General features: G+C 71.8%; 25 protein-coding genes and 1 tRNA gene. 12 read left to right on the forward strand and 14 right to left on the reverse strand.

The window, feature by feature from the left end; genetic code table 11:
* Window positions 1–21 precede the first annotated feature (21 nt).
* Window positions 22–501, forward strand: coding sequence for an SsgA family sporulation/cell division regulator (locus BLT97_RS23705; protein ID WP_093613467.1), 480 nt, complete (start codon window positions 22–24; stop codon window positions 499–501).
* A gap of 39 nt (window positions 502–540) precedes the next feature.
* Here BLT97_RS23705 and BLT97_RS23710 read toward each other — a convergent pair whose 3' ends face one another.
* Window positions 541–1,959 carry an FAD-binding oxidoreductase gene (locus BLT97_RS23710; RefSeq protein WP_093613699.1) on the reverse strand — a complete coding sequence of 473 codons (1,419 nt, stop codon included), beginning with the start codon at window positions 1,957–1,959 and terminating at the stop codon, window positions 541–543.
* Between the two features lie 98 nt (window positions 1,960–2,057).
* On the opposite strand from BLT97_RS23710, the gene BLT97_RS23715 reads away from it, so the two are divergent.
* Window positions 2,058–4,100 (forward strand): hypothetical protein, encoded by a 2,043-nt coding sequence (locus BLT97_RS23715; protein ID WP_176953873.1) that lies wholly within the window; start codon window positions 2,058–2,060, stop codon window positions 4,098–4,100.
* Window positions 4,101–4,208: 108 nt separating this feature from the next.
* Here BLT97_RS23715 and hppD read toward each other — a convergent pair whose 3' ends face one another.
* Window positions 4,209–5,354, reverse strand: coding sequence for a 4-hydroxyphenylpyruvate dioxygenase (gene hppD / locus BLT97_RS23720; protein ID WP_093613469.1), 1,146 nt, complete (start codon window positions 5,352–5,354; stop codon window positions 4,209–4,211).
* A 128-nt stretch (window positions 5,355–5,482) separates the two neighbouring features.
* On the opposite strand from hppD, the gene BLT97_RS23725 reads away from it, so the two are divergent.
* The 7 genes from BLT97_RS23725 (at window position 5,483) to BLT97_RS23755 (ending at window position 10,722) form a co-directional block, all read left to right on the forward strand.
* Complete coding sequence (locus tag BLT97_RS23725) at window positions 5,483–5,980, forward strand: Lrp/AsnC family transcriptional regulator (protein WP_093613701.1); 498 nt, start codon at window positions 5,483–5,485, stop codon at window positions 5,978–5,980.
* Window positions 5,981–6,016: 36 nt separating this feature from the next.
* The gene (locus BLT97_RS23730; protein ID WP_093613471.1) at window positions 6,017–6,664 is read left to right on the forward strand and encodes an ABC transporter permease; all 648 of its coding nucleotides are present in this window, start codon (window positions 6,017–6,019) and stop codon (window positions 6,662–6,664) included.
* Entirely contained in the window at window positions 6,657–7,955 is a 1,299-nt protein-coding gene (locus BLT97_RS23735; RefSeq protein ID WP_093613473.1) for a betaine/proline/choline family ABC transporter ATP-binding protein, read from the forward strand. The genes BLT97_RS23730 and BLT97_RS23735 overlap by 8 nt, the downstream gene beginning before the upstream one ends.
* Entirely contained in the window at window positions 7,952–8,869 is a 918-nt protein-coding gene (locus tag BLT97_RS23740) for an ABC transporter permease (protein ID WP_093613475.1), read from the forward strand. The genes BLT97_RS23735 and BLT97_RS23740 overlap by 4 nt, the downstream gene beginning before the upstream one ends.
* Complete coding sequence (locus BLT97_RS23745) at window positions 8,866–9,840, forward strand: glycine betaine ABC transporter substrate-binding protein (RefSeq protein WP_093613477.1); 975 nt, start codon at window positions 8,866–8,868, stop codon at window positions 9,838–9,840. Before BLT97_RS23740 ends, BLT97_RS23745 begins: the two co-directional genes overlap by 4 nt.
* A 109-nt stretch (window positions 9,841–9,949) precedes the next feature.
* Window positions 9,950–10,543 carry an ArsR/SmtB family transcription factor gene (locus BLT97_RS23750; RefSeq protein ID WP_093613479.1) on the forward strand — a complete coding sequence of 198 codons (594 nt, stop codon included), beginning with the start codon at window positions 9,950–9,952 and terminating at the stop codon, window positions 10,541–10,543.
* Window positions 10,540–10,722, forward strand: coding sequence for a hypothetical protein (locus BLT97_RS23755; RefSeq protein ID WP_093613481.1), 183 nt, complete (start codon window positions 10,540–10,542; stop codon window positions 10,720–10,722). Before BLT97_RS23750 ends, BLT97_RS23755 begins: the two co-directional genes overlap by 4 nt.
* Here the strand turns inward: BLT97_RS23755 and BLT97_RS23760 are convergent.
* From BLT97_RS23760 to BLT97_RS23775, 4 genes are all read right to left on the reverse strand, one after another.
* Window positions 10,712–11,500: a S16 family serine protease gene (locus BLT97_RS23760; RefSeq protein WP_093613483.1), complete on the reverse strand. Its 789-nt coding sequence runs from the start codon at window positions 11,498–11,500 to the stop codon at window positions 10,712–10,714. The genes BLT97_RS23755 and BLT97_RS23760 overlap by 11 nt on opposite strands.
* 196 nt (window positions 11,501–11,696) lie before the next feature.
* Entirely contained in the window at window positions 11,697–12,806 is a 1,110-nt protein-coding gene (gene menC, locus BLT97_RS23765) for an o-succinylbenzoate synthase (protein WP_093613485.1), read from the reverse strand.
* Window positions 12,807–12,878: 72 nt separating this feature from the next.
* Window positions 12,879–13,661, reverse strand: coding sequence for a chorismate synthase (locus BLT97_RS23770; protein ID WP_093613487.1), 783 nt, complete (start codon window positions 13,659–13,661; stop codon window positions 12,879–12,881).
* A gap of 42 nt (window positions 13,662–13,703) precedes the next feature.
* Window positions 13,704–14,468 (reverse strand): NUDIX domain-containing protein, encoded by a 765-nt coding sequence (locus tag BLT97_RS23775; protein ID WP_093613489.1) that lies wholly within the window; start codon window positions 14,466–14,468, stop codon window positions 13,704–13,706.
* Between the two features lie 60 nt (window positions 14,469–14,528).
* Here BLT97_RS23775 and BLT97_RS23780 point away from each other — a divergent pair, with 60 nt between their 5' ends.
* On the forward strand, window positions 14,529–15,290 hold the full coding sequence (locus BLT97_RS23780) for a DeoR/GlpR family DNA-binding transcription regulator (RefSeq protein ID WP_093613491.1): 762 nt from the start codon (window positions 14,529–14,531) through the stop codon (window positions 15,288–15,290).
* A gap of 57 nt (window positions 15,291–15,347) precedes the next feature.
* Here the strand turns inward: BLT97_RS23780 and dapE are convergent, their stop codons facing one another.
* From dapE to BLT97_RS23800, 5 genes are all read right to left on the reverse strand, one after another.
* Window positions 15,348–16,424, reverse strand: coding sequence for a succinyl-diaminopimelate desuccinylase (gene dapE / locus BLT97_RS23785; protein ID WP_093613493.1), 1,077 nt, complete (start codon window positions 16,422–16,424; stop codon window positions 15,348–15,350).
* Between the two features lie 212 nt (window positions 16,425–16,636).
* Complete coding sequence (locus BLT97_RS23790) at window positions 16,637–17,278, reverse strand: IclR family transcriptional regulator (protein WP_093613495.1); 642 nt, start codon at window positions 17,276–17,278, stop codon at window positions 16,637–16,639.
* 352 nt (window positions 17,279–17,630) lie between these two features.
* Window positions 17,631–17,786, reverse strand: a complete 156-nt coding sequence (locus tag BLT97_RS37970; RefSeq protein WP_176953874.1) for a hypothetical protein — start codon at window positions 17,784–17,786, stop codon at window positions 17,631–17,633.
* A gap of 233 nt (window positions 17,787–18,019) precedes the next feature.
* Complete coding sequence (locus tag BLT97_RS23795) at window positions 18,020–19,813, reverse strand: DEAD/DEAH box helicase (RefSeq protein WP_093613497.1); 1,794 nt, start codon at window positions 19,811–19,813, stop codon at window positions 18,020–18,022.
* Between the two features lie 293 nt (window positions 19,814–20,106).
* Window positions 20,107–21,555 (reverse strand): MFS transporter, encoded by a 1,449-nt coding sequence (locus BLT97_RS23800; RefSeq protein WP_093613499.1) that lies wholly within the window; start codon window positions 21,553–21,555, stop codon window positions 20,107–20,109.
* 212 nt (window positions 21,556–21,767) lie between these two features.
* On the opposite strand from BLT97_RS23800, the gene BLT97_RS23805 reads away from it, so the two are divergent.
* Window positions 21,768–21,842: transfer RNA gene (locus BLT97_RS23805), tRNA-Cys, on the forward strand.
* Window positions 21,843–21,892: 50 nt separating this feature from the next.
* Here the strand turns inward: BLT97_RS23805 and BLT97_RS23810 are convergent.
* From BLT97_RS23810 to BLT97_RS23820, 3 genes are all read right to left on the reverse strand, one after another.
* Window positions 21,893–22,375, reverse strand: a complete 483-nt coding sequence (locus BLT97_RS23810; protein ID WP_093613501.1) for a VOC family protein — start codon at window positions 22,373–22,375, stop codon at window positions 21,893–21,895.
* Between the two features lie 71 nt (window positions 22,376–22,446).
* Window positions 22,447–23,010, reverse strand: a complete 564-nt coding sequence (locus BLT97_RS23815) for a GNAT family N-acetyltransferase (RefSeq protein ID WP_425442754.1) — start codon at window positions 23,008–23,010, stop codon at window positions 22,447–22,449.
* The gene (locus BLT97_RS23820; protein ID WP_218137321.1) at window positions 23,007–23,546 is read right to left on the reverse strand and encodes a GNAT family N-acetyltransferase; all 540 of its coding nucleotides are present in this window, start codon (window positions 23,544–23,546) and stop codon (window positions 23,007–23,009) included. The genes BLT97_RS23815 and BLT97_RS23820 overlap by 4 nt, the downstream gene beginning before the upstream one ends.
* Before the next feature lie 152 nt (window positions 23,547–23,698).
* Between BLT97_RS23820 and BLT97_RS23825 the strand changes: the two genes are divergently transcribed.
* Window positions 23,699–24,169 carry a carboxymuconolactone decarboxylase family protein gene (locus tag BLT97_RS23825; protein ID WP_093613505.1) on the forward strand — a complete coding sequence of 157 codons (471 nt, stop codon included), beginning with the start codon at window positions 23,699–23,701 and terminating at the stop codon, window positions 24,167–24,169.
* Window positions 24,170–24,207 lie beyond the last annotated feature (38 nt).

Below are 24,207 nucleotides of genomic sequence, written 5' to 3' on the forward strand. Positions count from 1 at the left end.
GAGGAAAGGAAGAAGAGGGACATGCAGACCGTGGTGGAACGCGAGCTCGAGTTGCGGCTGGTCCTTTCGCCGGAGCGCAGCATCCCGGTGCCGGCCCGGCTGACCTACCGCACGGACGACCCGTACGCCGTGCACATCACCTTCCACGTCAACACCGACCAGCCCGTGAACTGGACCTTCGCCAGGGAGCTGCTCGTCGAGGGCGTGTTCCGGCCCTGCGGGCACGGGGACGTCAGGATCTGGCCGACCAAGGTGGAGGGGCGCAGCGTGGTCCTGATGGCGCTCAGTTCGCCGGACGGGGACGCGCTCCTGGAGGCGCCGGCGGCCGCCGTGTCCGCCTGGCTGGAGCGGACGCTGCGGGTGGTCCCGCCGGGTGCTGAGTCCGAGCAGCTCGGCATCGACGAGGGCCTGGCCGAGCTGCTCGCCCCCGCACCGCGCGGCCACGACGACCTGTGGCTGAGCGACCCGTGGCCCTCGGACGAGTCCAAGGACGGTGAGTGATCCCGTACAAGGTGAGTGGTCCCCGTACAGGTGAGAGGGCTAGAACAGCTTGCCCGGGTTGAGGATGCCGAGCGGGTCGAAGGTCTGCTTGAGGCTCCGCTGCACCTCGATGCCCACCGGGCCGATTTCGCGCGCCAGCCACTCCTTCTTGAGGACGCCCACGCCGTGCTCGCCGGTGATCGTGCCGCCGAGCTCCAGGCCGAGGGCCATGATCTCGTCGAAGGATGCGCGGGCGCGCCGGGACTCGTCGGGGTCCTGCGCGTCGAAGCAGACCGTGGGGTGGGTGTTGCCGTCCCCCGCGTGGGCGCAGACCCCGATCGTCAGGCCGTACTTGTCCGCGATGCGGGCGGTGCCTTCGAGGAGGGCGCCGAGCTGTGAGCGGGGCACGCAGACGTCGTCGATCATCGTGGTGCCCTTGACCGCTTCGAGTGCGGTCAGGGACAACCGCCGCGCCTGGAGCAGCAGTTCGGACTCGGCGTGGTCCTCCGCGGGCACCACTTCGGTCGCGCCCGCCGCCGCGCAGAGCGCACCGACCGCGGCGAGGTCGGCGGCCGGGTCGGGGGTGTCGAAGGCGGCGAGCAGCAGCGCCTCGGTGGTCTCGGGCAGCCCCATCTGCGCCATGGCGTTGACGGCGCGCACCGTCGTGCGGTCCATGAGTTCGAGCAGCGACGGGGTGTGCCCGCCTTCCATGATCTTGCATACGGCGGCGCAGGCGGCCTCGGTGGAGGCGAACTCGGCTGCCAGGACGAGCTGTTGCGGCGGCTGCGGCTTCAGCGCGAGCACCGCCCGTACGACGATCCCCAGGCTGCCCTCGGAGCCGACGAAGAGCCGCGTCAGGTCGTAGCCCGCGACCCCCTTGGCCGTACGGCGTCCCGTCTTCAGGAGCCGGCCGTCGGCGAGGACGACGTCGAGGCCGAGGACGTACTCGGCGGTGACCCCGTACTTCACACAGCACAGGCCGCCGGATGCCGTGCCGATGTTGCCGCCGATGGTGCACATCTCCCAACTGGAGGGATCCGGCGGGTAGAAGAGGCCGAGCTCGTTGACCTTGCGGGACAGGACCGCGTTGACGACGCCGGGTTCGACCACGGCGATCCGGTCCACGGGGTCGATCTCGAGGATCCGGTCCATCTTGAGCAGCGAGAGCACGATGCAGCCGTCGCTCGCGTTGGCCGCGCCCGACAGGCCGGTGCGCGCGCCCTGCGGGACGACCGGCACGCGCAGCTCGGTCGCCGTGCGCATGACGTGCTGCACCTCCTCGACCGTGCGCGGGAGCACCACCACCGCGGGGGTGCCCGCCGCGCAGAAGCTCGCCATGTCATGGGCGTACGAGGCGGTGACGTCGGGGTCGGTGAGGAGGGACTCGGCGGGCAGTGCGGTGCGCAGCCGCGCGATGAGGTCGGGGGCTGCAGGGGCGGTGGCGAGGTCCGGGGCGGCGGGGTCCGGGGCGGCGGTCATGATCTCCAGCCTGGCACCCGGGGCCATCGGTGTGAACCCCGTCCGTGAACGACCTCCGGTACACCGGTGTGCTCTTCATACTGGCGCACAGTGGCGCCATGGAGAACGAACAGGAACGTGAGGCTCCGGACTCCTCCTGGCCGCCGCCGCTCGGGCGGGGCACGGGCGCGCAGGGGTACGGGGGCGGGCCGGGCGAGCGCGCTCGGGGATACGGCGACCGGCCCGGCGAGCGCTCCCAGGGATACGGGGAACGGCGGACGTATGAGGCCCAATGGCCCCTGGCGGATGCGGGGGCCGAGGGCGGCGGGGGCACGGCGGACGGCCACCCGCGGCAGCCCACGGCCGCCGCGGACGCGCCGGCCCTGAGCCCACTGGACGCCCTCGACGCCGAGCACGCCCGGGAAGCCGCCGGGGCGCCGGACACCCGTGATTCCGCGGCGAGTTCGGCGACCGCCAGCGCCCGCACCCTGCGCCGCACCCTGGTCACCTCGGTCGTCGGCTCGGTGGTCCTCTCCTGCACCGTCTTCGCCCTGCCCCTCCTCGTCGACCACGGGCCGCCACCCGCGCCGGGCCCGGTCGGCCGCGCGATGCAGGCGGTGGGGATCGGCGCGCCGGCCTCGCTCACCGACCTCGGCGCGCTGATCGCCGACCGCGAGGCGCACCTCGCCAAGCACCCCGGGGACGAGGAGTCCTGGGCGGTGCTCGGCACCGCGTACACCGAGCACGCGCGGCGGACCGCGGACCGCGGCCTGTTCGCGCAGGCGGAGCAGGCGCTGAACCGTTCGCTGGCGGCGCGGCCCGCCGACGCGGGCAACATCGAGGCGCTCGCCGGGATGGCGGCCCTGGCCAACGCGCGGCACGACTACCGGGCCGCGAAGAAGTGGGGCGAGCTCGCGGTCATGCAGGCGCCGGGGCGCTGGACCCTCTACCCCGTACTGATCGACACGTACGACCGTCTCGGGGACTACAAGGCGGCCGACAAGGCGCTGGAGAAGCTGCAGGAGCTGCACTCCAACACGGCGGTGCGGGCCCGCGCGGCGCAGGTGTACGCGGACCGGGGCTGGCGCGAGATGGCCGCCACCGAGATCACGGACGCGGCCGCGCTGGCCCAGGCGCCCGCCGAGCAGGCCGCGTACCAGCACAGCGTGGGGGTGCTGGCGTGGGAGCGGGGCGAGGCGGCGGAGTCGCTCCGCTGGTTCGAGGCGGCCCTGCGCGCCGACCCCGAGCACTACCCGTCCATCGCGGCGCGGGCGCGCTCGCTCGCGGTGCTCGGGCGGACCGCGGACGCGCTCACGGCGTACCAGGACGTGCTGCGCAAGCTGCCGCTGCCGCAGTACGCGACGGAGCTGGGCGAGCTGTACGAGTCGATCGGGCTCGACGAGGCGGCGAACGCCCAGTACGACGCCGTACGGCGGCAGTCGGCGGACAGCGGGCCCGGCGCGGACCAGCTGGCGCTCGGGCTGTTCGAGGCCGACCACGGGGACGCGGACGCGGCGGTGGCGCGGCTGACCGCGGAGTGGAAGCGGCACCCCGGGCGGCAGGTGACGGACGCGCTGGCCTGGGCGCACTTCCGGGCCGGTGACAGCAAGAAGGCGCTGGCGTTCAGCAAGCGGGCGATGGACAAGGACGCGCCGCGCAGCGCCCTGTTCGCCTACCACCGCGGGGAGATCGAGCGGTCTCTCGAGAAGTACGGGGCGGCGCGGCGCTTCCTCACGGAGGCTCTGAAGATCAACCCGCACTTCTCGCGGCTGCACGTGCCCGCCGCGGAACAGGCGCTGGCCGCGCTGGGCGAGCCGCCGCCGGGCGGTCCCGTGAACGTCACCGGCGAGAAGCCGCAGGCGCCCTCGCTGGGCCGTACCTCGGGCTCGGGCAGCGGTCAGCAGGCCAAGCCGTCCGGGCGCGGCGGCCCCAACTCCTCGGTGCAGGGCGGGGGTTCAGCGGGCCGGGGCTCGGGGTCGTCCACGCCGAAGCAGCAGACGCCGCGGACGCAGCAGCAGAAGCCGCGCACGCAGCAGCCGGCACCGCAGCGCACCGCGCCGCGGACGGCTCCGCGCAAGCAGAGCGGGAGCACGGGCGCGGGCAGCGGCAGCGGCAGCACCGGCGGTGCGAAGAAGCCGGCGCCCAAGCGCACCGCGCGCTGAGCACGCGAGGTCGCCGAGCGCACGGGCTCACCGAACACGCGAGGGGCGGGGCCCTCAACAGGCCCCGCCCCTCACCCCTCTACGGCTCAGAGGCTGCCGCTGTACAGCTCAGAGGTTGCCGCGCTTCTCCTGCTCGCGCTCGATCGCCTCGAACAGAGCCTTGAAGTTGCCCTTGCCGAAGCCCATGGAGCCGTGGCGCTCGATCATCTCGAAGAAGACGGTCGGGCGGTCCTGGACCGGCTTGGTGAAGATCTGCAGCAGGTAGCCGTCCTCGTCGCGGTCGACGAGGATCTTCAGCTCGCGCAGGGTCTCGACCGGCACGCGGGTCTCGCCCGCCCACTCGCCGAGGGTGTCGTAGTACGAGTCCGGGGTGTCGAGGAACTCGACCCCGCCCGCGCGCATGGCGCGCACGGTGGCGACGATGTCGTTCGTGGCGAGCGCGATGTGCTGGACGCCGGCGCCGCCGTAGAACTCCAGGTACTCGTCGATCTGCGACTTCTTCTTCGCGATGGCCGGCTCGTTGATCGGGAACTTGACCTTGAGCGTGCCGTCGGCGACGACCTTGGACATGAGCGCGGAGTACTCGGTGGCGATGTCGTCGCCCACGAACTCCTTCATGTTCGTGAAGCCCATGACCTTGTTGTAGAAGCCGACCCACTCGTTCATCTTGCCGAGCTCGACGTTGCCCACGCAGTGGTCGATGGCCTGGAAGGTGCGCTTGGCCGGCGGCTCGACGATCGGCTTCGCGGCCACGTACCCGGGCAGGTACGGGCCCGTGTAGTCCTTGCGTTCGACCAGGGTGTGCCGGGTCTTGCCGTACGTGGCGATCGCGGCGCGCACGACGACGCCGTGCTCGTCCTTCGTCTCGTAGGGCTCCTCGATGCCGCGGGCGCCGTGCTCGACGGCGTACGCGTAGGCGGCGCGCGCGTCCGGGACCTCGATGGCGAGGTCGATCACGCCGTCGCCGTGCGCGGCGACGTGCTCCTCGAGGAAGCGGCCCCAGTCGGTGGACGCCTTGATGACGGAGGTGAAGACGAAACGGGCCGCGCCGTTGGTGAGCACGTAACTGGCGGTCTCGCGGCTGCCGTTCTCCGGTCCGGAGTAGGCGACCAGCTTCATGCCGAAGGCCGTCGAGTAGTAGTGCGCGGCCTGCTTGGCGTTGCCCACGGCGAAGACGACCGCGTCCATTCCCTTCACCGGGAAGGGGTCGGCCTGCCGGGCGGTTTCGGGGGTGGAGTGAAGGGTCTCAGTCATGGGCGTAGGGTCTCTCCGCCCTTCAAGGTGCGCAATAGTTGCGTGATTTGCTGGGCAATCTGCACAGCCGTACGCCAGGATGGCCGGACGATCTGTACATGATGACCAGTGGGAGTGTGAGCCACGCCATGCCCTCGCCCCCGACCTCGGGAATTGACGAGCTCGACGGCCGCCTCATCGTGCTGCTCGCCCGCGAGCCCCGGATCGGGGTCCTGGAGGCCTCGCGCCGGCTGGGGGTCGCGCGCGGGACGGTGCAGGCGCGGATGGACCGGCTTCAGTCGAATGGAGTCATCCGCGGCTTCGGCCCGGACGTGGATCCGGCGGCGCTCGGCTACCCGGTGACGGCCTTCGCGACGCTGGAGATCAAACAGGGCCAGGGCGCGGAGGTACGGGCGCACTTGGGCGGTGTGCCGGAGGTCCTTGAGCTGCACACGACCACCGGGCACGGGGACATGCTGTGCCGTCTGGTGGCCCGGTCCAACGCGGATCTCCAACGTGTGATCGACCGGGTTGTGGGTTTTGATGGCATCGTCCGGGCTTCCACGGCGATCGTCATGGAAAATCCCGTTCCGCTACGGATCATCCCGCTGGTGGAGCAGGCGGCCCGGGAGGACAGCGGCACCTGAGCCGAGCGGGCCGGAGATCCGAGAGGTGAGCTGAGGGTGAACTTCTGGGATTACCTGGGCAGTCGCCACGAACAGCTCCTCATGGACGCGTTCCAGCACGCCAGCGCCGTCTTCCAGTGCATGGTCGTGGCCACCGTCCTCGGCGTCCTGATCGGCATCGTCACGTATCGCAGCGAATGGGCGGGCAACCTCGCCACGCTCACCACCTCGACCCTGCTCACCATCCCCTCGCTCGCCCTGATCGGTCTGCTGATCCCGATCGTGGGCCTGGGGGTGCCGCCGACCGTGATCGCGCTGACCTTGTACGGGCTGCTTCCGATCGTGCGGAACGCGATCGTGGGGCTGCGCGGGGTGGACCCGGCGCTGGTGGACGCGGCCAAGGGCATCGGGATGTCGCGTACCGCCCGGCTGTTCAAGGTGGAGCTGCCGCTCGCCTGGCCGCCCATCCTCACCGGCATCCGCGTCTCCACGCAGATGCTGATGGGCATCGCCGCGATCGCCGCGTACGCCTCCGGGCCCGGGCTCGGCAACGAGATCTTCCGCGGGATCGGCTCCCTCGGCAGCAAGAACGCGCTCAACCAGGTACTCGCCGGCACGCTCGGGATCGTCGTCCTCGCGCTGCTCTTCGACGCCGCTTACGTACTGATCGGACGGCTGACCATCTCTAGGGGTATCCGTGTCTGAGGCCACGACGACCACCGCGTCGAACGCCGCTTCGTCCGCGCCGAAGGCCGCCGCGCGGACCACCGGCGCGACCATCGAGCTGGAGAACCTCACCAAGCGCTATCCGGGCAGCTCCGAACCTGCCGTGGACAGCGTGAACATGGAGATCAAGGCCGGTGAGCTGGTCATCTTCGTGGGGCCCTCGGGCTGCGGCAAGTCCACGACGCTGAAGATGATCAACCGGCTGATCGAGCCGACGAGCGGACGGATCCGGATCGACGGCGAGGACGTCACGGACATGGACCCGGTGAAGCTGCGCCGGAAGATCGGCTACGCGATCCAGTCCTCCGGGCTCTTCCCGCACATGACGGTCGCGCAGAACATCGCGCTGGTGCCGAAGATGATCGGCTGGCCCACGGCGAAGATCAAGGACCGGGTCGAGGAGATGCTCGACCTGGTGGGCCTGGACCCCGGCGAGTTCCGCGGGCGCTATCCGCGGCAGCTCTCCGGCGGTCAGCAGCAACGCGTCGGTGTGGCACGGGCGTTGGCGGCCGACCCGCCCGTCCTGCTCATGGACGAGCCGTTCGGCGCGGTGGACCCGATCACGCGCGACCACCTCCAGGACGAGCTGATCCGGCTCCAGCACGAGCTGCACAAGACGATCGTGTTCGTCACGCACGACTTCGACGAGGCCATCAAGCTGGGCGACCGGATCGCGGTCCTGCGCGAGCGCTCGCACATCGCGCAGTTCGACACCCCGGAGGCCATCCTCACCAACCCGGCCGACGACTTCGTCTCCGGTTTCGTCGGGGCGGGCGCGGCGCTGAAGCGGCTCAACCTCACGCGCGTACGGGATGTGGAGGTCCGCGACTACCCGACCGTGACCGTGGACGACCCGCTCCAGGAGATCTTCAACAAGCTCCGCGACGGCACGACCAGCGAGCTGCTGCTCCTGGACAAGCGCGGCCGGCCGTACAAGTGGCTCCGGCGCGGGGACCTGATGCGGGCGCGCGGCTCGCTGGCCCGGGCCGGCACCCTCGTGCACGACACGGTGACCCGGGACGCCACCCTGCGCGACGCGCTCGAAGCCGTGCTCACCGAAAGCGCGGGACGGGTCGCGGTGACCGGGCGGCGCGGCGAGTACACGGGCGTCGTCGACATGGAGACGCTGATGAACTCCGTGCACGAACTCCTGGAGCAGGACCGGCTCGACGCCATCGAGCACCAGCACGACCTCCAGGACCAGCGCGCCGAGCAGACCCATCGCGCACAGGAGGGCGAGGGGGCCGGGTACGGGGAGGACGCCTCGTGAGCCCGTATCCCCCGCCGTATCCGCCGCCCTCGCCGCACGAGCCGCCGCTCGGCCCGCACCCCGCCGAGCCGCGCCGGCCCGACGGCGAGCACGAGGTCAAGGGCCACACCTTCCGCGACACCGGCGAGGCCGAGCACGAGCCGACCCCGCCGCTCACCCCGGCCGCACGCGAACCGCGCCGGCTGACCTGGCAGAAGCTGACGTTCCTGCCGGTCACGCTACTCGTGGTGCTGCTCGTCACCTGGCTGTGGTTCCGCAACGCGGACCTGGACTCGATCTCGCGGAACGCGCTCGCGGACGGCAACGTGTGGCTGCGGCTGCGCCAGCACATCGAACTGACCGTGATCTCCACGTTCTTCGTGCTCCTGATCGCGATCCCGCTGGGCATCCTGCTGACCCGCAAGCGGCTGCGGCCCGCCGCGCCCTTCGCCATGGCCCTCGCCAACATCGGCCAGGCCACCCCGGCGATCGGCCTCCTCGCGCTGCTCGTCATCTGGATGGGCATCGGCATGAAGGCCGCGCTGATCGGCATGATCATCTACGCGGTCCTGCCGGTCCTGTCCAACACCATCGCGGGACTCAAGGCGAACGACCCGACGCTGCTGGAAGCCGCGCGCGGCATCGGCATGTCCCCCATGGGCGTCCTCGCGAAGGTGGAACTCCCCCTCGCCGTCCCGCTGATCCTCGCGGGCGTGCGCACCGCGCTCGTCCTGAACGTGGGCACCGCGACCCTCGCCACCTTCGGCGGCGGCGGCGGGCTCGGCGACCTGATCTCCACCGGCATCACCACGCAGCGCATGCCGGTCCTGGTCCTCGGCTCGATCCTCACGGTCGCCCTCGCGCTCCTGGTGGACTGGCTGGCCTCGCTGGCCGAACTGCTGCTGCGGCCGCGCGGGTTGGAGGTGCGCTCATGAGGCGCCGGTACGCGTACGCGGGCGCGGGACTTCTGCTCGCCTCCCTGGCGGCCGGCTGCGGTCTGCACAGCGGCAGCCCGCTGGTGGCCGATGTCGCCCCCGGCTCGATCGGCAAGGGCAGGCCGCTCGACGGCGTCGATCTCACCGTCACTTCCAAGGAGTTCACCGAACAGCTGGTGCTCGGCCAGATCATGGGCATCGCCCTGAAGGCGGCGGGCGCGGACGTGCTCGACCGGACCGGGATCCAGGGGTCGATCGGTGCTCGCGAGGCAGTCAAGTCCGGTGACGCGGACGGGATGTACGAGTACACGGGCACCGGCTGGATCACGTATCTCGGCAACACCGAACCGGTCACCGGGCCCGAGGCGCAGTGGAAGGCCGTACGGGACGCGGACGCGAAGAACGGCATCGACTGGCTGCCGCCCGCCGAGCTGAACAACACCTACGCGCTGGCGATCAACCAGGCCAACGAGAAGAAGTACGGCACGAAGACGCTCTCGGACGTCGCCGCGCTGTCGAAGTCGGACCCCTCGGCGGCGACGCTCTGCGTCAACCAGGAGTTCGCCTCGCGCGACGACGGCCTGCGCGGCATGGAGAAGGCGTACGGGATGCAGATCCCCTCGTCCCAGGTGCAGACGATGGACTCGGGCATCGTCTACACGCAGGTCTCCGAGGGCAAGGCATGCACATTCGGCCTGGTCTTCACGACGGACGGCCGGATCAAGGCGATGGACCTGACGGTGATGGCCGACGACAAGCACTTCTTCCCGTCGTACAACGCCGCTCCGATGATGAACGCCGAGACGATGAGGGAACACCCCGAGATCGCGGACATCCTCGACCCGATCACGAAGAAGCTGACGAACGCGGTGGCCCAGGATCTGAACGCCAAGGTGGATGTGGAGGGGCAGGATCCGCATGATGTGGCGATGGAATGGTTGGTTTCGGAGGGGTTTGTGACGAAGGAGTAGGGCTGCACGCGGGCGGTTCGACGGGCCGCCTCCGCTCGCTCCCGACTTCCAAAGAAGTAGTTGCAAAGAAACCGTTGCAAGGGAGTCTTTGCATCGGTACGGTCGAAGCATGCCCGAACCGAAGAAGGAACCCCGGATCCGCGATCTCGACCCGCGCTCCCTGCGCGGGCTCGCGCACCCCTTGCGGATGCAGCTGCTCGACGCGCTGCGCCGCTTCGGTCCGGCCACCGCGTCCCAACTGGCCGACCGGCTCGGCGAGTCGAGCGGCGCGACCAGCTACCACCTGCGGCAGCTCGCGGCTCACGGGTTCGTCGAGGACGATCCGGAGCGGAACAAGGGGCGGGAGCGGTGGTGGCGGGCGGCGCATGAGGGGACGCGCTCGGGCCCCGACCTGCTCTACAACCCGGATCCTGTGGTGCGCGGTCAGGTGAACTCCCTGATGCACATGGTGGCCGAGCACCACACCAGGGAGCTCTCGACGTTCATGGGCCGCTTCCACGACGTTCCGGAGGCATGGCACGGCGCGTCCAACATCAGCGACTGGCAGATGCGCCTGACCCCCGAGCTCGCCCGGGAGATGAACGAGAAGCTCACCGAAATCATCGAGGCCTATAAGGCCCTCGCGGTGGAGGGACCCGACGCGTCCCCCTACCGCGTCCACCTGCACGCGTTTCCGCGCGACGACGAGGAGAACTCGACATGACCCCCGAAGCGCACCTCTACCTGCACCGGCAGCGCCTTCTCGAACTCCCGCACCCGCAGGCGGAGTTCAGGAACTTCGAGGAGCCGTCCGGCCTCCGCGTCCGCCTCGGCTGGACCCTCGTCCACATAGGCCTGCGTCTGGTCACCCCGGCGCGGACCGCCCCCGCGCTCAGCAGCTAGGCACGTCCCCGCCCGTGTCCAGCGCCCGCAGCGCCTCCACCGTCTGGTCGAGGGTCGTGACCGGGATCAGCCGTAGGTCCTTCGGGAGTTCGGCCTTGGCGTCGGCGCACTCCGCCTTCGGGACCAGGAAGACCGTCGCGCCGTCGCGCTTGGCGGCCTGGGTCTTGAGGGAGACCCCGCCGACCGGGCCCACCTTGCCGTCCGCGTCGATCGTGCCCGTACCCGCGATGACGCGCCCGCCCGTCAGATCACCGCCCGCACCGTTGCCGTCGAGCTTGTCGACGATGCCGAGGGCGAAGAGCAGGCCCGCGCTCGGGCCGCCGATGCCGGCGAGCTGGAGGTCGACCTGCACCTCGGCGGGGTCCTTGTCCAGGTGGTTCAGGGCCGCCTCGACCGCCGCGTTCTGCGACTTCCGCATCTCGGCGACGTTGTGCTGCTCGACCTCCTCGACGTTGTCACCCGAGGGGTAGACCGCGTCGCGCGGCATCACCGCTCGGTCGGTGCGGAACCAGCCGTCCACCACGTCGGCGAGGTCCACGTCCGCGTCGGGTCCGGTCGCGAGGATCGTGGTCATCCGCAGCTCGCCGTCGGTGTCCCGGGTCGGCGCACCCTTGACGGTGATCACCGGCTTGCCGTCGTGCTCGCCGAGCACGTCCGAGGTCCCGCCGGGCTGCGCCACCGTGAACGGCAGCGGGGCGAGGGCGGCGACGGCGAACAGGGCGGCCACGGGGACGGCGCTGACGGCGAGGGCGGTGCGACGGCTGAGGCTCTTGAGCACGGGCTCAATCTAACGTGACGGTCCGAGTGCGGCGGGCCGGGGGCGCGGCGCAGCCGGCGCCTTCAGGGGCGCGGGGAACTGCGCGGCAGGTGGCCACCGGGCCCGGGCCGCGAACGAGACCCCGCCCTCGCGGCGAGTGGGCGCCGCAAGGCAAGGGGTCCGCCCCTCACCGCAGCAGTCAGCGGACCGACAAGGCTCACCCCACGTACAAGTCCCGCCGCCCCCGAGTGAAGCGCCGCAGGGCCTCCGGTAGCGGGGTGACCCCGATGCCGGGGCCGGTCGGAACCGGGAGGTGGCCGTCCGCCAGGACGAACGGCTCCGTGATGTCCTCCGCGAAGTAGCGGCTCGACGCCGAGGTGTCGCCCGGCAGCGTGAAGCCGGGCAGCGCGGCGAGCGCGAGGTTCGGGGCGCGGCCGATGCCGGTCTCCAGCATGCCGCCGCACCACGCCGGCACCCCGTGCGCGGCGGCGACGTCGTGGATGCGGCGGGCCTCCAGGTAGCCGCCGACCCGCGCCGGCTTCACGTTCACGACCCGGCAGGCGTCCATGGCGATGGCGGAGGCCGTGTCGCGCGCGGTGTGCAGCGACTCGTCCAGGCAGACCGGGGTGGAGATGCGCTGCTGGAGGAGGGCGTGGGCGTGGAGGTTGTTCTCCTCCAGGGGCTCCTCGATGAGCAGGAGGCCGAACTCGTCCAGTTTCCGCAGCTGTTCGGCGTCGGCCAGGGTGTACGCGGTGTTCGCGTCGACCTGGAGCGGCAGCGCATCGCCGAAGCGCTCGCGGACAGCCCGTACCGGCTCGACGTCCCAGCCTGGCTCGATCTTCAGCTTGATGCGGACGTAGCCCTCGGCGAGGTAGCGCTCGACGTCGTCGAGCAGGGCCGGGACCGAGTCCTTGATGCCCACGGAGACACCGGCGGGCACGCGGTCGTGCACCGCTCCGAGATAGGTCGCGAGCGACATCCCGTACGCGCGCAGCTCGGCGTCGAGGAAGGCGGTCTCGACCGCCGCCTTGGCCAGTTCGTGCCCCTTGACCTTGTGCATCGCGGGGGCGAGCGCCGCGCTCGTGGGGCTCGGCAGCGCGGCGATCCGCGGGAGCAGGAACTCGCGGATGACGATCTCCGCGCCCGCCAGGAACTCCGAGCAGTAGTCGGGCGTCGGATCGGCCGCGAACTCCGACCAGCCCTCCGCCTCGTCCGTGATCACCCGCAGCAGGAAGGTGTCCTTGGCCGTCATCGTGCCGAAGGAGGTGCGGAAGGGGGTGACCAGGGGGATGGCCACGTGGTGGAGTTCGACGCGTTCGAGCTTCATGCGCACGCTCCTCGGGCGGTCTGTGCAGGGCGGCTCATGCCTGGGCTCCTCGGGCGGTCTGTGCAGGACGGCTCATGCCTGGGCTCCTCGCGGGGTCAGCGTGTACCAGCCGTCGCGGGACATCGCGGTGGCCTCGTATCCCTGTGAGAACGCCTCGGTGAAGACCTCCCGCACGGCGTGCCGCCAGCGCAGCCCGAGCTCCGGGTCGGCGGCGCGCAGCTTCACGATGTCGTCCGGGACGCGGCACCAGAGGGTGGCGGTCTCCGGGTCGCGGTACGCGAGCGGGGCGCCGTCGGGGGCCGTGGTGAGGAGCTCGCCCGCGGGGGCCGGTGGTTCGCCGGCCGGATCGGGGTCCGGGTCCGGGGCGGTCAGGTCCCAGGTGACGGTGAGGCGGTCGCTCTCGTCTCCGTCGTTGAGCCCGTCGGCCATCGGCCCGTAGAAGTCGACGAGGTACTCCGTGCCGCGCCCGCCCAGCTTGACCAGGTTGAAGCGGGCGTTGCGCCCCACCAGCGGGTCGAAGGTCCAGCGCATGCTGCGGGCCCCGCGCTGCACCGCCCAGTCGCGCTGCGCCCGCTTCACCACGAGGCCGGTGCCCCGGTCGCTGGTGCGCGCGGCCGCCACGAAGGAGTACACGTCGCGCTCGGCCGGCTCACCGAACACGGCGACGGCCGCGCCGAGCAGCTGACCGCCCGTGTCGTACGCGGCGTGCACCGCTCCCCCAGCGTGCGCCAGGCTGTGCAGCACCTCGGCGGGGTAGGGCGGCATGGTGCGCGGGGTCTGCCAGACATCGCAGAAGAAGTCGGCGACGGCGGCGATCCCGGCCACGTCGTGGACGGTGCGGACGGTGACGGTCATGCCCCAATTGTGCCGTCGATCATGAACGCACTCTCGCGGGCCCTACGCGTGCGGCCGGACCGGCGCGGGCGCCGGGGCGAACGGGCCGTCCAGGGCCGCCCATTGCAGGAGCATGATCGTCTTGCCGTCGGCGATCCGTCCGTCCCGGGTCATGGCGAGCGCCTCCGTGAAGGGGAGTTCCAGGACCTCGATGTCCTCGCCGTCCTCCGCCAGACCGCCGCCGGCCCCGGTCCGGTCGGCCGCGCTGTAGGGCGCGGCGAAGAAGTGCAGGCGTTCGGTGACCGAGCCCGGGCTCATGTACGCGTCGAAGACGTGGGTGAGCGGGCCGAGCTCGACCCCGAGCTCCTCGGCGCTTTCTCGGCGGATGGCCGTCACCGGGTCGTCCTCGTCGAGCAGGCCCGCGGCGGCCTCGATCAGAAAGCCGTCGGGGTGGTCGTTCACGTAGGCGGGGTAGCGGAACTGGCGGCTGAGCAGCACGAGCCCGCGTGCGGTGTCGTACGGCAGCACGACCGCGCCGTTGCCCCGGTCGTAGGTCTCGCGCGTCTGGGTCTCCCAGCGGCCGTCGCCGCGCCGGTAGTCGAAGGTGGTGCGGCGCAGGACGTGCCAGCCCTGCGAGGTCAGCTGCACATCGCGGACGCGGACCCGCGGGTTGCGGTCCAGGCCGCGTCCGGCCCGGTCGAGTCCGGTGCGGCCGCGGTGGTCGGGGGTGTCGACGCCGGGGGTGCCGTGGTGCGGGGCGCCGTGGCCGGAGGCTGCCTGGTCGCGTGCCGCCTGGTCGAGGGGGCCGGGGTGCGGGGTGCCGTTCATGGCGCGCTACGATACACGCAGAAACGTGCAAGACCAGGAAAGAATACGGAGTCCTCACGCATGCTGGCTGCTGAACGGCGCGATCACCTGCTCGGTCTGCTCACGAGGGAGGGCAAGATCGTCGCCAAGGATGTGGCGGCCGACCTGGGCATCTCCGAGGACAGCGTGCGCCGCGATCTGCGCGACCTCGCCGCCGAGGGACTGTGCCAGCGGGTGTACGGCGGCGCGCTGCCCGTCTCGCCGGCCGTGGTGGACTACGCCGCGCGGCAGGCCGTGACCCCCGACGGCAAGCGGAAGGTGGCCGCGGTGGCGGCCGCCCTGGTGCCGCCGGGCGGCGCGGTGATCCTCGACGGCGGCACCACCGCGCTCGCCGTGGCCCGCGCCCTGCCGCGCGACCTCGCCTGCACGGTGATCACGCACAGCCCGACCATCACGGCCGCCCTGATCGACCACCCGAAGGCGGAGCTGTATCTGCTCGGCGGCCGGATCTTCAAGCACTCGGCGGTGGCCTGCGGGGCCGCTGCGGTGGAGGCGGCGCAGAACGTGTCGGCCGACCTCTGCCTGCTCGGCGTCACCGGGGTGCACGCCGAGGCGGGCCTGACCACCGGGGACGCCGAGGAGGCCGCGATGAAGCGAGCCCTGGCCGCGCGGGCCGCGGACACGTACGTGCTCGCCTCCTCCGAGAAGATCGGCACGGCCTCGCGGTTCCGCGTGCTGCCCTGGTCCGAGGTCAGCGGCCTGATCACGGACGCCGACCCCGATCACGAGACCGTCGAGGCGGTCAGGGCGCTCGGGGTGGAGATCATGGCGGCCGGTGGGTGACGGAGGCTCGTAGCGGGGCCTGCCCAGCCGTACGACCCGCCCCGCCCCCTACCCGGGTTATGCGCCCTCGGCCCCCAGCCACTCCCCCAACTGCCGCTCGCACGAGCGCAGTTGCTCCACCGGGACGTACTCCCCCGCGGTGTGCGCCAGGGAGGGGTCCCCCGGCCCGAGGTTGAGCGCAGGGATGCCGAGCGCCGTGAAGCGGGCCACGTCGGTCCAGCCCAGCTTGGGACGTGGGGTGACGCCGAGGTGTTCGACCAGAGAGGCCACGGCCGGGCGGTCGAGGCCCGGCAGCGCGCCCGGCGCCACGTCGGTCACGGTGAACTCGTCGTACTCCTCCGGCGGGAACAGACCGCGGACGTACTCCTTGGCCTCCCTCGGTGAACGGTGCGGTGCGAAGCGGGCGTTGACGGTGATGACGCACTCGTCGGGCACGACGTTCCCGGCCACTCCGGCACGTACGGCGACGGCGCTGAGCCCCTCGCGGTACTCGAGCCCGTCGATCAGGACGCGCTCGGGCGTGTGGTCGGCGAGGCGTTGCAGGACCGCGGCCGCGCGGTGGGCGGCGTTCACGCCCATCCAGGCGCGGGCGGTGTGGGCGCGGATGCCGCGGACGGTGATCTCGGCCTCCAGGACGCCCTGGCAGCCGGCCTCCACGCCGGCGTCGGAGGGCTCCATGAGGATCGCGAAGTCGCCCGCGAGCAGGCCGGGGCGGTGGGTGGCGACCTGGTGGAGGCCGTTGCGCTCGCCCTCGACCTCCTCGCATTCGTAGAAGACGTACGTGATGTCCCGTACGGGGGCGGCCAGTTGAGCCGCGAGGCGCAGCGCGACCGCGACGCCGCCCTTCATGTCGCAGGCGCCCAGGCCGTACACGCGTCCGTCCTGCTCGCGGGAGGGCAGGTTGCCCGCGGCCGGGACCGTGTCGAGGTGGCCCGCGATGATCACGCGTTCGGCACGGCCGAGGTCCGTGCGGGCCACGACCGTGTTGCCGAGCCGCTCGACGGTGAGGTGGGGCAGCGCGGTCAGCGCCGCCTCGACCGCGTCGGCGAGCGGGCCCTCGGCGCCGCTCTCGGAGGGGAGGTCGACGAGGGCTCGGGTGAGGGCGACGACGTCGGCGGACAGGTCAAGCGTCACGTGCGGGTGCTCCTGCTGGGTTGTGCCCCCGTGACCGGAGGTCTCGGGGTGGTGCCCCCGTGACCGGTGGTCTCGGGGTGGTGCCCCCGTGACCGGAGGTCTCCGGCCCCGGGCTTACGGCTTCCAGCAGATCACACCGGCGAGGTGGGGTGCGCCGCCTGCCCCACCGCACCCCTGTCGCAGCCCGTCGCGTACCCCACCGCACCGCACCCCTACCGCAGCGCGTCCGCCACCTCGCGGGCCGCGTCGAGGACCCGGGGGCCGACGCGCTCCGGTACGGAGTCCGAGAGCATCACCACGCCCACGCTGCCCTCTATGCCGGTCACACCGAGCAGCGGCGCCGCCGCCCCGCTCGCGCCGGCCTCCAACTCGCCGTGGGTGAGGGTGAAGCCGGGGTCGTCGACCACGCCTTGGCGGGCGGCGAGTATCGCCTTGCCCGCGGCGCCGCGGTCGAGCGGGTGCCGGAACCCCGTGCGGTAGGCGACGTGGTAGTCGGTCCAGGTGGGTTCGACCACCGCGACCGCCAGCGCCTCCGAACCGTCGGCGAGGGTCAGATGTGCGGTGGCGCCGATGTCCTCGGCCAGCGAGCGCAGCGCCGGCAGCGCGGCCTCGCGCACCAGCGGATGCACCTGGCGGCCCAGGCTCAGGACCCCGAGGCCCACCCGGGCGCGGCCGCCCAAGTCGCGGCGCACCAGGGCGTGTTGTTCGAGGGTGGCGAGCAGGCGGTACACGACGGTCCGGTTGACCCCGAGCTTGGTGGACAGCTCGGTGACGGTCAGTCCGTGGTCGGTGTCGGCGAGCAGCTTGAGGACTCTCAGTCCCCGGTCGAGCGTCTGGGAGGTCTCCGCGGTCACGACGCCCTCTCCTTAAGGTGAGTTGCGACGGCCTTGTGCGCGGCGGTGCCCGCTCGCAGCGGGTGACCCCGTCGCCGGTCCCGTCGGCGACGCGCGCCAGAGGCCGCCGGTCATCCGCGCCGCAGAAGGCCTGACTCCTCCGCGGGCTTGGCGCACCGGCTGCGCTCCGCGGCGGCGCTGCCACGGGGCGTGTGCGTTGCCGGGACAGTAGCGAGCGGGTCCGCTCAGCGGAAGACTCCGTCCAGAATCCGGTCACCACGGTTTGTCGGATACGGCGGTACGCGGCGTTTGCGGCGAACGTCCCGCCGCCCGACCGCCATGTCATCCCTGGCCACCGGGTACGCGTGCCCCGCTACCTGCGCCCGATGACCACCATCGCCGCGCCGACACCGAGGAGCATGAGCGCGCCCACGGCGGTCCAAAGTCCCGGCGTCAGGGGCGAGATCAGGAGCACCGCCACGGCGACCGCGGCGCAGAGCGCGAACAGTGCGGTACGGCGGTGCTTCATGGGCGCGGGACCTCGGTCGGCAGGGACGGCCGGGGGCTGCGGGACCGGCCTGACACCAAGGTAATGATCGAATAAGGACCCACGGCCCGGCGGAAGTCCCGGGCCATCGGCCGAAGGTCCCGAAGCCCCGCACCCAAGGTCCCGGATTCGGCGCTACGTGGCACCGGCGGGCGGTCCCACCGACGCGGCGCAGAACCGCACAGCCACACCGGGCGGTACGCGGCACCGCGGCCTCACCGCATCCGCGTGGCCCACTCCTGCACCTTGGCAATGCGCTGCCGCAACTGTCCTGCCGTGGCCTCCGCGCTCGGCGGGCCGCCGCACACCCGGCGCAGCTCCGTGTGGATCACGCCGTGCGGCTTGCCGGACTGGTGCACGTACGCGCCGACCATGGTGTTGAGCTGCTTGCGCAGTTCGAGCATCTCCTTGTGGGAGACCACCGGGCGCCGCTCGGCGGGCAGTTCGAGCAGATCGGCCTCTTCGGCGGGCTTCTTGCGGCTGTGCGCGATCTGCCGCTGCTGGCGCTTCTGGAGCAGGAGCTGGACCTGGTCCGGTTCGAGGAGGCCGGGGATGCCGAGGTAGTCCTGCTCCTCCTCGCTGCCGGGGTGGGCCTGCATACCGAACTCGGCGCCGTTGTACATCACCCGGTCGAAGACCGCGTCCGACTCGAGCGCCTCGAAGGGCAGCATGTCCTGTTCGCCGGTGTCCTCGTCCTGCTCCTTGTTGGCCTCGTCCATCTCGGCCTCGGACTCGGCGTACGGGTCCTCCTCGCCGTCCTTCTTCGGCTTGTCGAGCACGTGGTCGCGCTCGACCTCCATCTCGTTCGCGAAGCCGAGCAGGTCGGGGATGGTGGGCAGGAAGACGGACGCCGTCTCGCCGCGCCGCCGCGACCGTACGAAACGGCCGACCGCCTGCGCGAAGAACAGCGGCGTCGAAATCGTGGTCGCGTACACACCCACCGCGAGACGTGGCACGTCGACACCCTCGGACACCATGCGCACGGCGACCATCCACCGGTCGGTGCTCGCGCTGAAGTCGTCGATCCGCTTCGAGGCGCCCGCGTCGTCGGACAGCACGAGGGTGGCCTTGGTGCCGGTGATCTCGCGGATCAGCTTTGCGTACGCACGCGCCGACTCCTGGTCGGAGGCGATCACCAGACCGCCCGCGTCATGGATGGACTTGCGGACCTCGGTGAGGCGCTGGTCGGCGGCGCGCAGCACGTTGGGCATCCAGTCGCCGCGCGGGTCGAGCGCGGTGCGCCAGGCCTGGCTGATCGCGTCCTTCGTCATCGGCTCGCCGAGCCGGGCCGCGATCTCGTCGCCCGCCTTCGTGCGCCAGCGCATGTTGCCGCTGTACGAGAGGAAGATGACGGGCCGCACGACGCTGTCGGCGAGCGCGTTGCCGTAGCCGTAGGTGTAGTCGGCCGAGGAGCGGCGGATGCCGTCCTTGCCCTCCTCGTACTGGACGAAGGGGATCGGGTTGGTGTCGGAGCGGAACGGGGTGCCGGTGAGGGCGAGGCGGCGCGTGGCCGGCTCGAAGGCCTCCAGGCAGGCCTCGCCCCAGGACTTGGAGTCACCGGCGTGGTGGATCTCGTCGAGGATGACGAGGGTCTTGCGCTGCTCGACCCGGTTGCGGTGCAGCATCGGCCGCACGCCCACGCCCGCGTAGGTCACGGCGACGCCGTGGTACTCCTTGCTGAGCGGACCCGCGCTGTACTCGGGGTCCAGCTTGATCCCTATCCGCGCCGCCGCCTCGGCCCACTGCTTCTTCAGATGCTCGGTGGGCGCCACGACCGTCACCTGCTGCACCACGTGGTGGTGCAGGAGCCAGGAGGCGAGGGTCAGCGCGAAGGTCGTCTTGCCGGCCCCGGGGGTGGCGACGGCGAGGAAGTCCCTCGGCTGCTCCTGCACATACCGCTCGAGGGCCCCCTGCTGCCAGGCGCGCAGCTTGTTGGCGGTACCCCAGGGGGCACGGCCGGGAAAGGCGGGTGAGAGGTGGTGCGAGCTGCTGGTGGCGGTGGTAGTCACGGTCTCCGGTTCGCGGGTCGGCTACGTATGACAGGTCTCGGTCGGCGGGCGCGGCAGGTCCCGGCCGCCTCCGTATGACAACCGGGCCACCTTACCGGTGCGGGTGTTTCGCATCCGGCTGACCGAGCCGGGTCGGGCCTGTGTGCGATATGGGTCACATGGGGTGGGGTGCGGGTCTGGGTGCGTCTCGGGCCGAGTCGGGTGCGGGTCTCGGTAACCGGGGCTCCGCCCCGGACCCCGCATCCGAACTGCGTTCGGATCTGCTCAAACGCCGCAGGGGCTGGAGGGTCGCCTCAAACACCGGCGGGGCTGACGGTACGCAACCGCCCCGCCACCCATATCCCCACCGCCGCCACCAGCACCGACAGTGCGAACACCGAGGCGAATGCCGTTGCCGGGCCGCCCGTCGCCGCCTCCGCGCCGTGGCCCGACAGGGCGCCGCCGCCCAGGGCCGCGAAGGCCGCTCCGCCGCCCGCGAGCAGCAGCGCGTTGGACAGGCCGTCGGATATCTGGAGCGCCGCCGAGTTCGCCCCCGCCTCGGCCGGTGCCGACAGGCTCAGCATCAGGACGCTGGTCGAGGAGATCACCAGGCCCATGCCGAAGCAGCCCCAGGCCCAGGCGACCGCGACGATCCACACCGGGACGGACTCGATCAGGACGGTCGGTGCCGCCGCGATCGCCGCGGCGACGAGCATCATGCCGAGCCGCACCAGCGCTTCACGGCGGTGCTCCAGGCGCGGCCTGGACTGCAGATACGAGCCGAACGCCCAGGTCGCCCCGCCCACCGCGAGGGCGAGCCCGGCCAGGGTCAGGGACAGGCCGCGGCGCGAGACCAGCATCAGCGGGATGAAGGACTCGGCCGCGATGAACGAACCGGCCGCGAGCCCGCGCAGCAGGATCACCGAGGGCAGCCCGCGCCCCGCGCGGAACGTGCCGCGCGGCAGCAGCGCGAGGACGGAGGGCACGAGCACCGCGAGCCCGGCCAGCGCGGGCAGCACCGAGAGCGGCCGCAGGTCCTGGCCCGCGTACTGCAACAGTCCCGCGCCGAGCGAGATGCCGAGCGCGAGGCGGATCCGGCGGGCCTCGAAGCGCGCGGGCTCGCCCTCCGGCGGGCCGCCCGCCATCCTCCGTATCGCCGGCAGGGCGAGCATGAGCGGGACCGCGACGAGTGCGGGGATGCCGATGAACACCCAGCGCCAGCCGAGCTGTTCGGTCACCGTGCCCGCCACCAGCGGGCCCACGATGGCCGGGACCACCCAGCCCGCCGCGAACGCCGCCATGATCGCGGGCCGCAGCCGCTCCGGATACGCCCGGCTCACCACTACGTACAGCGCGACGATCACCAGGCCGCCGCCGAGCCCTTGCACCGCGCGGCCGGCGATGAACAGCCACATCGCCCCCGCCGTGCCGGACAGGAGCAGCCCCGCCGCGAAGGCGCCGATGCCCGCCGCGAGCGCGCCGAGCGGGCCGCGCCGGTCGGCCCACTGGCCGGCGAGGACCATGCCGAAGAGCGAGGTGGTGAAGTACCCGGAGAACGCGAAGCCGTACAGCGCCACGCCGTCCAACTCCCGTGCCGCCACCGGCATCGCGGTGCCGACCGCGGTCGCCTCGAAAGCGATCAGCACGACCACCGAGACGATTCCGATGCTGAGCGCGCGGAACGTCCGCCCCAGGACGCCCTCTTGGGGCACTTCGGGGCTCGGGGTCGCTGCGCTGCGCGATGCGGATTCGACGGCTGCCATGCGAAGAACCGTACGGCCCGCCACTGACAATCGCCCCTGGCCGGGGGCGGGACCTGCCTGGTCCCTTGGTCCTACGCCCGCTCCACAAACCCGGGCCCAAAGGCCCACGCACGGCCGGTCCTCCATGAACGGCGTGTGGCAGTCGTATGGCAGAACCCGCCGCTCCCTTGGCCGCGCGCACACCGCCCGCCTACGGTCGAGGACATGGACGCGGCCGTGTGCCCGAGTGGTTCAGGGGCTTGCCTGCAAAGCAAGTAACGCGGGTTCGATTCCCGCCACGGCCTCCACGGCGAAGGGGCGGCTCCCACAGGGGGCCGCCCCTTCGTCCTTGCCGTCCTCACCCCTCGGCCGCGCTCCGCAACGCCGCCACGTCGATCTTCCGCATCCCGAGCATCGCCTGCATCGCCCGCCCGGCCCGCTCCGGATCCGGGTCGCTCAGGAGCCGCGGCAGCTCCTTGGGGATGATCTGCCAGGACAGGCCCCAGCGGTCCTTGAGCCAGCCGCACTGGCTCTCCTGGCCGCCGTCGGCCGTCAACTTCTCCCACAGCTCGTCGACTTCGGCCTGGTCCTCGCACTCCACGTACAGCGAGACGGCTTCGGTGAAGGTGAACTGCGGGCCGCCGTTGAGCGCGGTGAACTGCTGGCCGGCCAGCTGGAAGCCGACGACCATCGCGGTGCCGGGCGTACCGGGCCCGGCTTCTCCGTAGCGCTGCACCTCGGTGATCTTGGAGTCGGGGAACAGCGAGGTGTAGAACTCCGCCGCCTCCTCGGCCTGCGTGTCGAACCAGAGGAACGTGATGATCTTCTGCGGTGTCGCCATGGCGCCTCCTGGGCGGTACGGGGCCGGCGGACGGCCGGCCCCTGGAGGCGGACCGTCCGCGCCCCGCGAACTCATCGCCCGGCGCCCGGCCCGCCCCCGGTCAGCTCGAGCCGCCACATGATCTCCCCGTCGTGCACGACATCGGTGGAGGCGAGCCCGGCGGCGGCCGCGACGGCCGCGGACGCGTGATGCTCCGGGTGCACATGGGCGATCACGGCGGCGAGCGGCTCCTGCTGCTCCTGCGCGAGGGCGGCGACGAGCGCGCAGGCGGCCTCCCGCGCAAGCCCGCGCCCCTGCCACGGGGTGCCCACGGTCCAGGCGATCTCCGCGATACGGGCCGCGGCCGCGTATCCCGTCAGATGCGCGGGCGGCGGTCCGACCGTCGCCTGCACGGTCCCGACGAGCCGGCGCTCGGCGACCAGCTCGACCACCCAGTTGCACCAGGTGACTTCGGGGTCGGGCGAGCCCGCGGCCCAGCGCTCGTAGCGCGCCCGCAGCTGCTCCTCGGTCTCCGGCTCGCCCCCGATGAAGGTGTGCAGGGCCGGGTCGCCGAGCACCCGCGCCATCTCGGCGGCGTGCTGCGGCTTCAGGGGCAGCAGCCGCAGCCGCGGTGTGCGCAGCTCGCGGGGTATCAAACGGAGGCCCCTGGCGCTTCGTGCAGCCAGCTCGTGAGCAGCACCCGCCGCCCCTTGGACTCGATCCACTCGGCCTCGTCCTCGACCAGGCGGTAGCCGCAGGCTGTCGCGACGGCGCGGCTCCCGGTGTTGTCCTCGTCGATCTGGAGCCGCAGCTCGCGCACCCCGAGGACCTCGTGCGCGTACGAGGTGAGCAGCCGGGTGGCCCGTACGGCCAGGCCCTGACCGCGGTGCTCGGGTCCGATGGCGTAGCCGAGCGCGCAGAGGTTCAGGTTCACCATGACCTCGCCGAGCGGCAGTTCGCCGTCGGTGGTCACGGCGAGGCGCAGATGCGTCCCTGCGGCCCGCTTCTCACGCGCGGCGGCGAGATGGGCCTCGGCCTCGGCGTGCCCGAAGGGCGTGGGCAGCGGCGTGAAACGCGCGACGTCCTCATTGTCGAAGATCTTCACCATCGCGGGCAGATCCTCGTCCCGCCACTCCCGCAGCACGAGCCCGTCACCCTCGATGACCACGGCTTCCCCGCTCACGACAGCCACGCGGCCCCCCTCGCTCTCCTCCATTGCTGCTACGGAGCATACGTGCGCCGGCACCCTGGTGCCCCGGCTCACATCGGGCTCCCTGTCACAGCCGGGGCGCCACCGGCATCCCGTGGTTGTCAGCACCTCATACGAAGCCACGGGAGACCACCATGACCGCACGACTGAACCTCTTCGGCAGCGAGCTCGGCGGAAAGTTCCTCAAGCACCTCGTCTCCGCGGGGAAGATCGTCACCGACTCCTCGCTGCCGACCTCGCTCCAGGAACTCGTCTCGCTCCGCGTCAGCCAGATCAACGGCTGCGCGATGTGCATCGACATCCACACCAAGCACCTCGCCGCCGAGGGCGAGGACGCGGTCCGGATCAACCTGGTCGCCGCCTGGCGCGAGGCCACGGTCTACACCGAACCGGAGCGGGCCGCCCTGGAGTTGGCCGAGCAGGCCACCCGGATCGCGGACGCGGCGGGCGGGGTGCCGGAGGACGTCTGGGCGAACGCCGCCAAGCACTACACGGAGGAGGAGCTCGTGGCCCTGACCGCGCTCATCTCCCTGATGAACGCGATGAACCGGCTGAACGTGACCGTGCAGAACCCCGCGGGGTCGTATGTGATCGGGCAGTTCTGACCGCCGGCCGGTCGCCGGCCGGCAGGCGGGAGAAAGAC

The sequence above is a fragment of the Streptomyces indicus genome (assembly GCF_900100315.1).
Taxonomy (GTDB): domain Bacteria; phylum Actinomycetota; class Actinomycetes; order Streptomycetales; family Streptomycetaceae; genus Streptomyces; species Streptomyces indicus.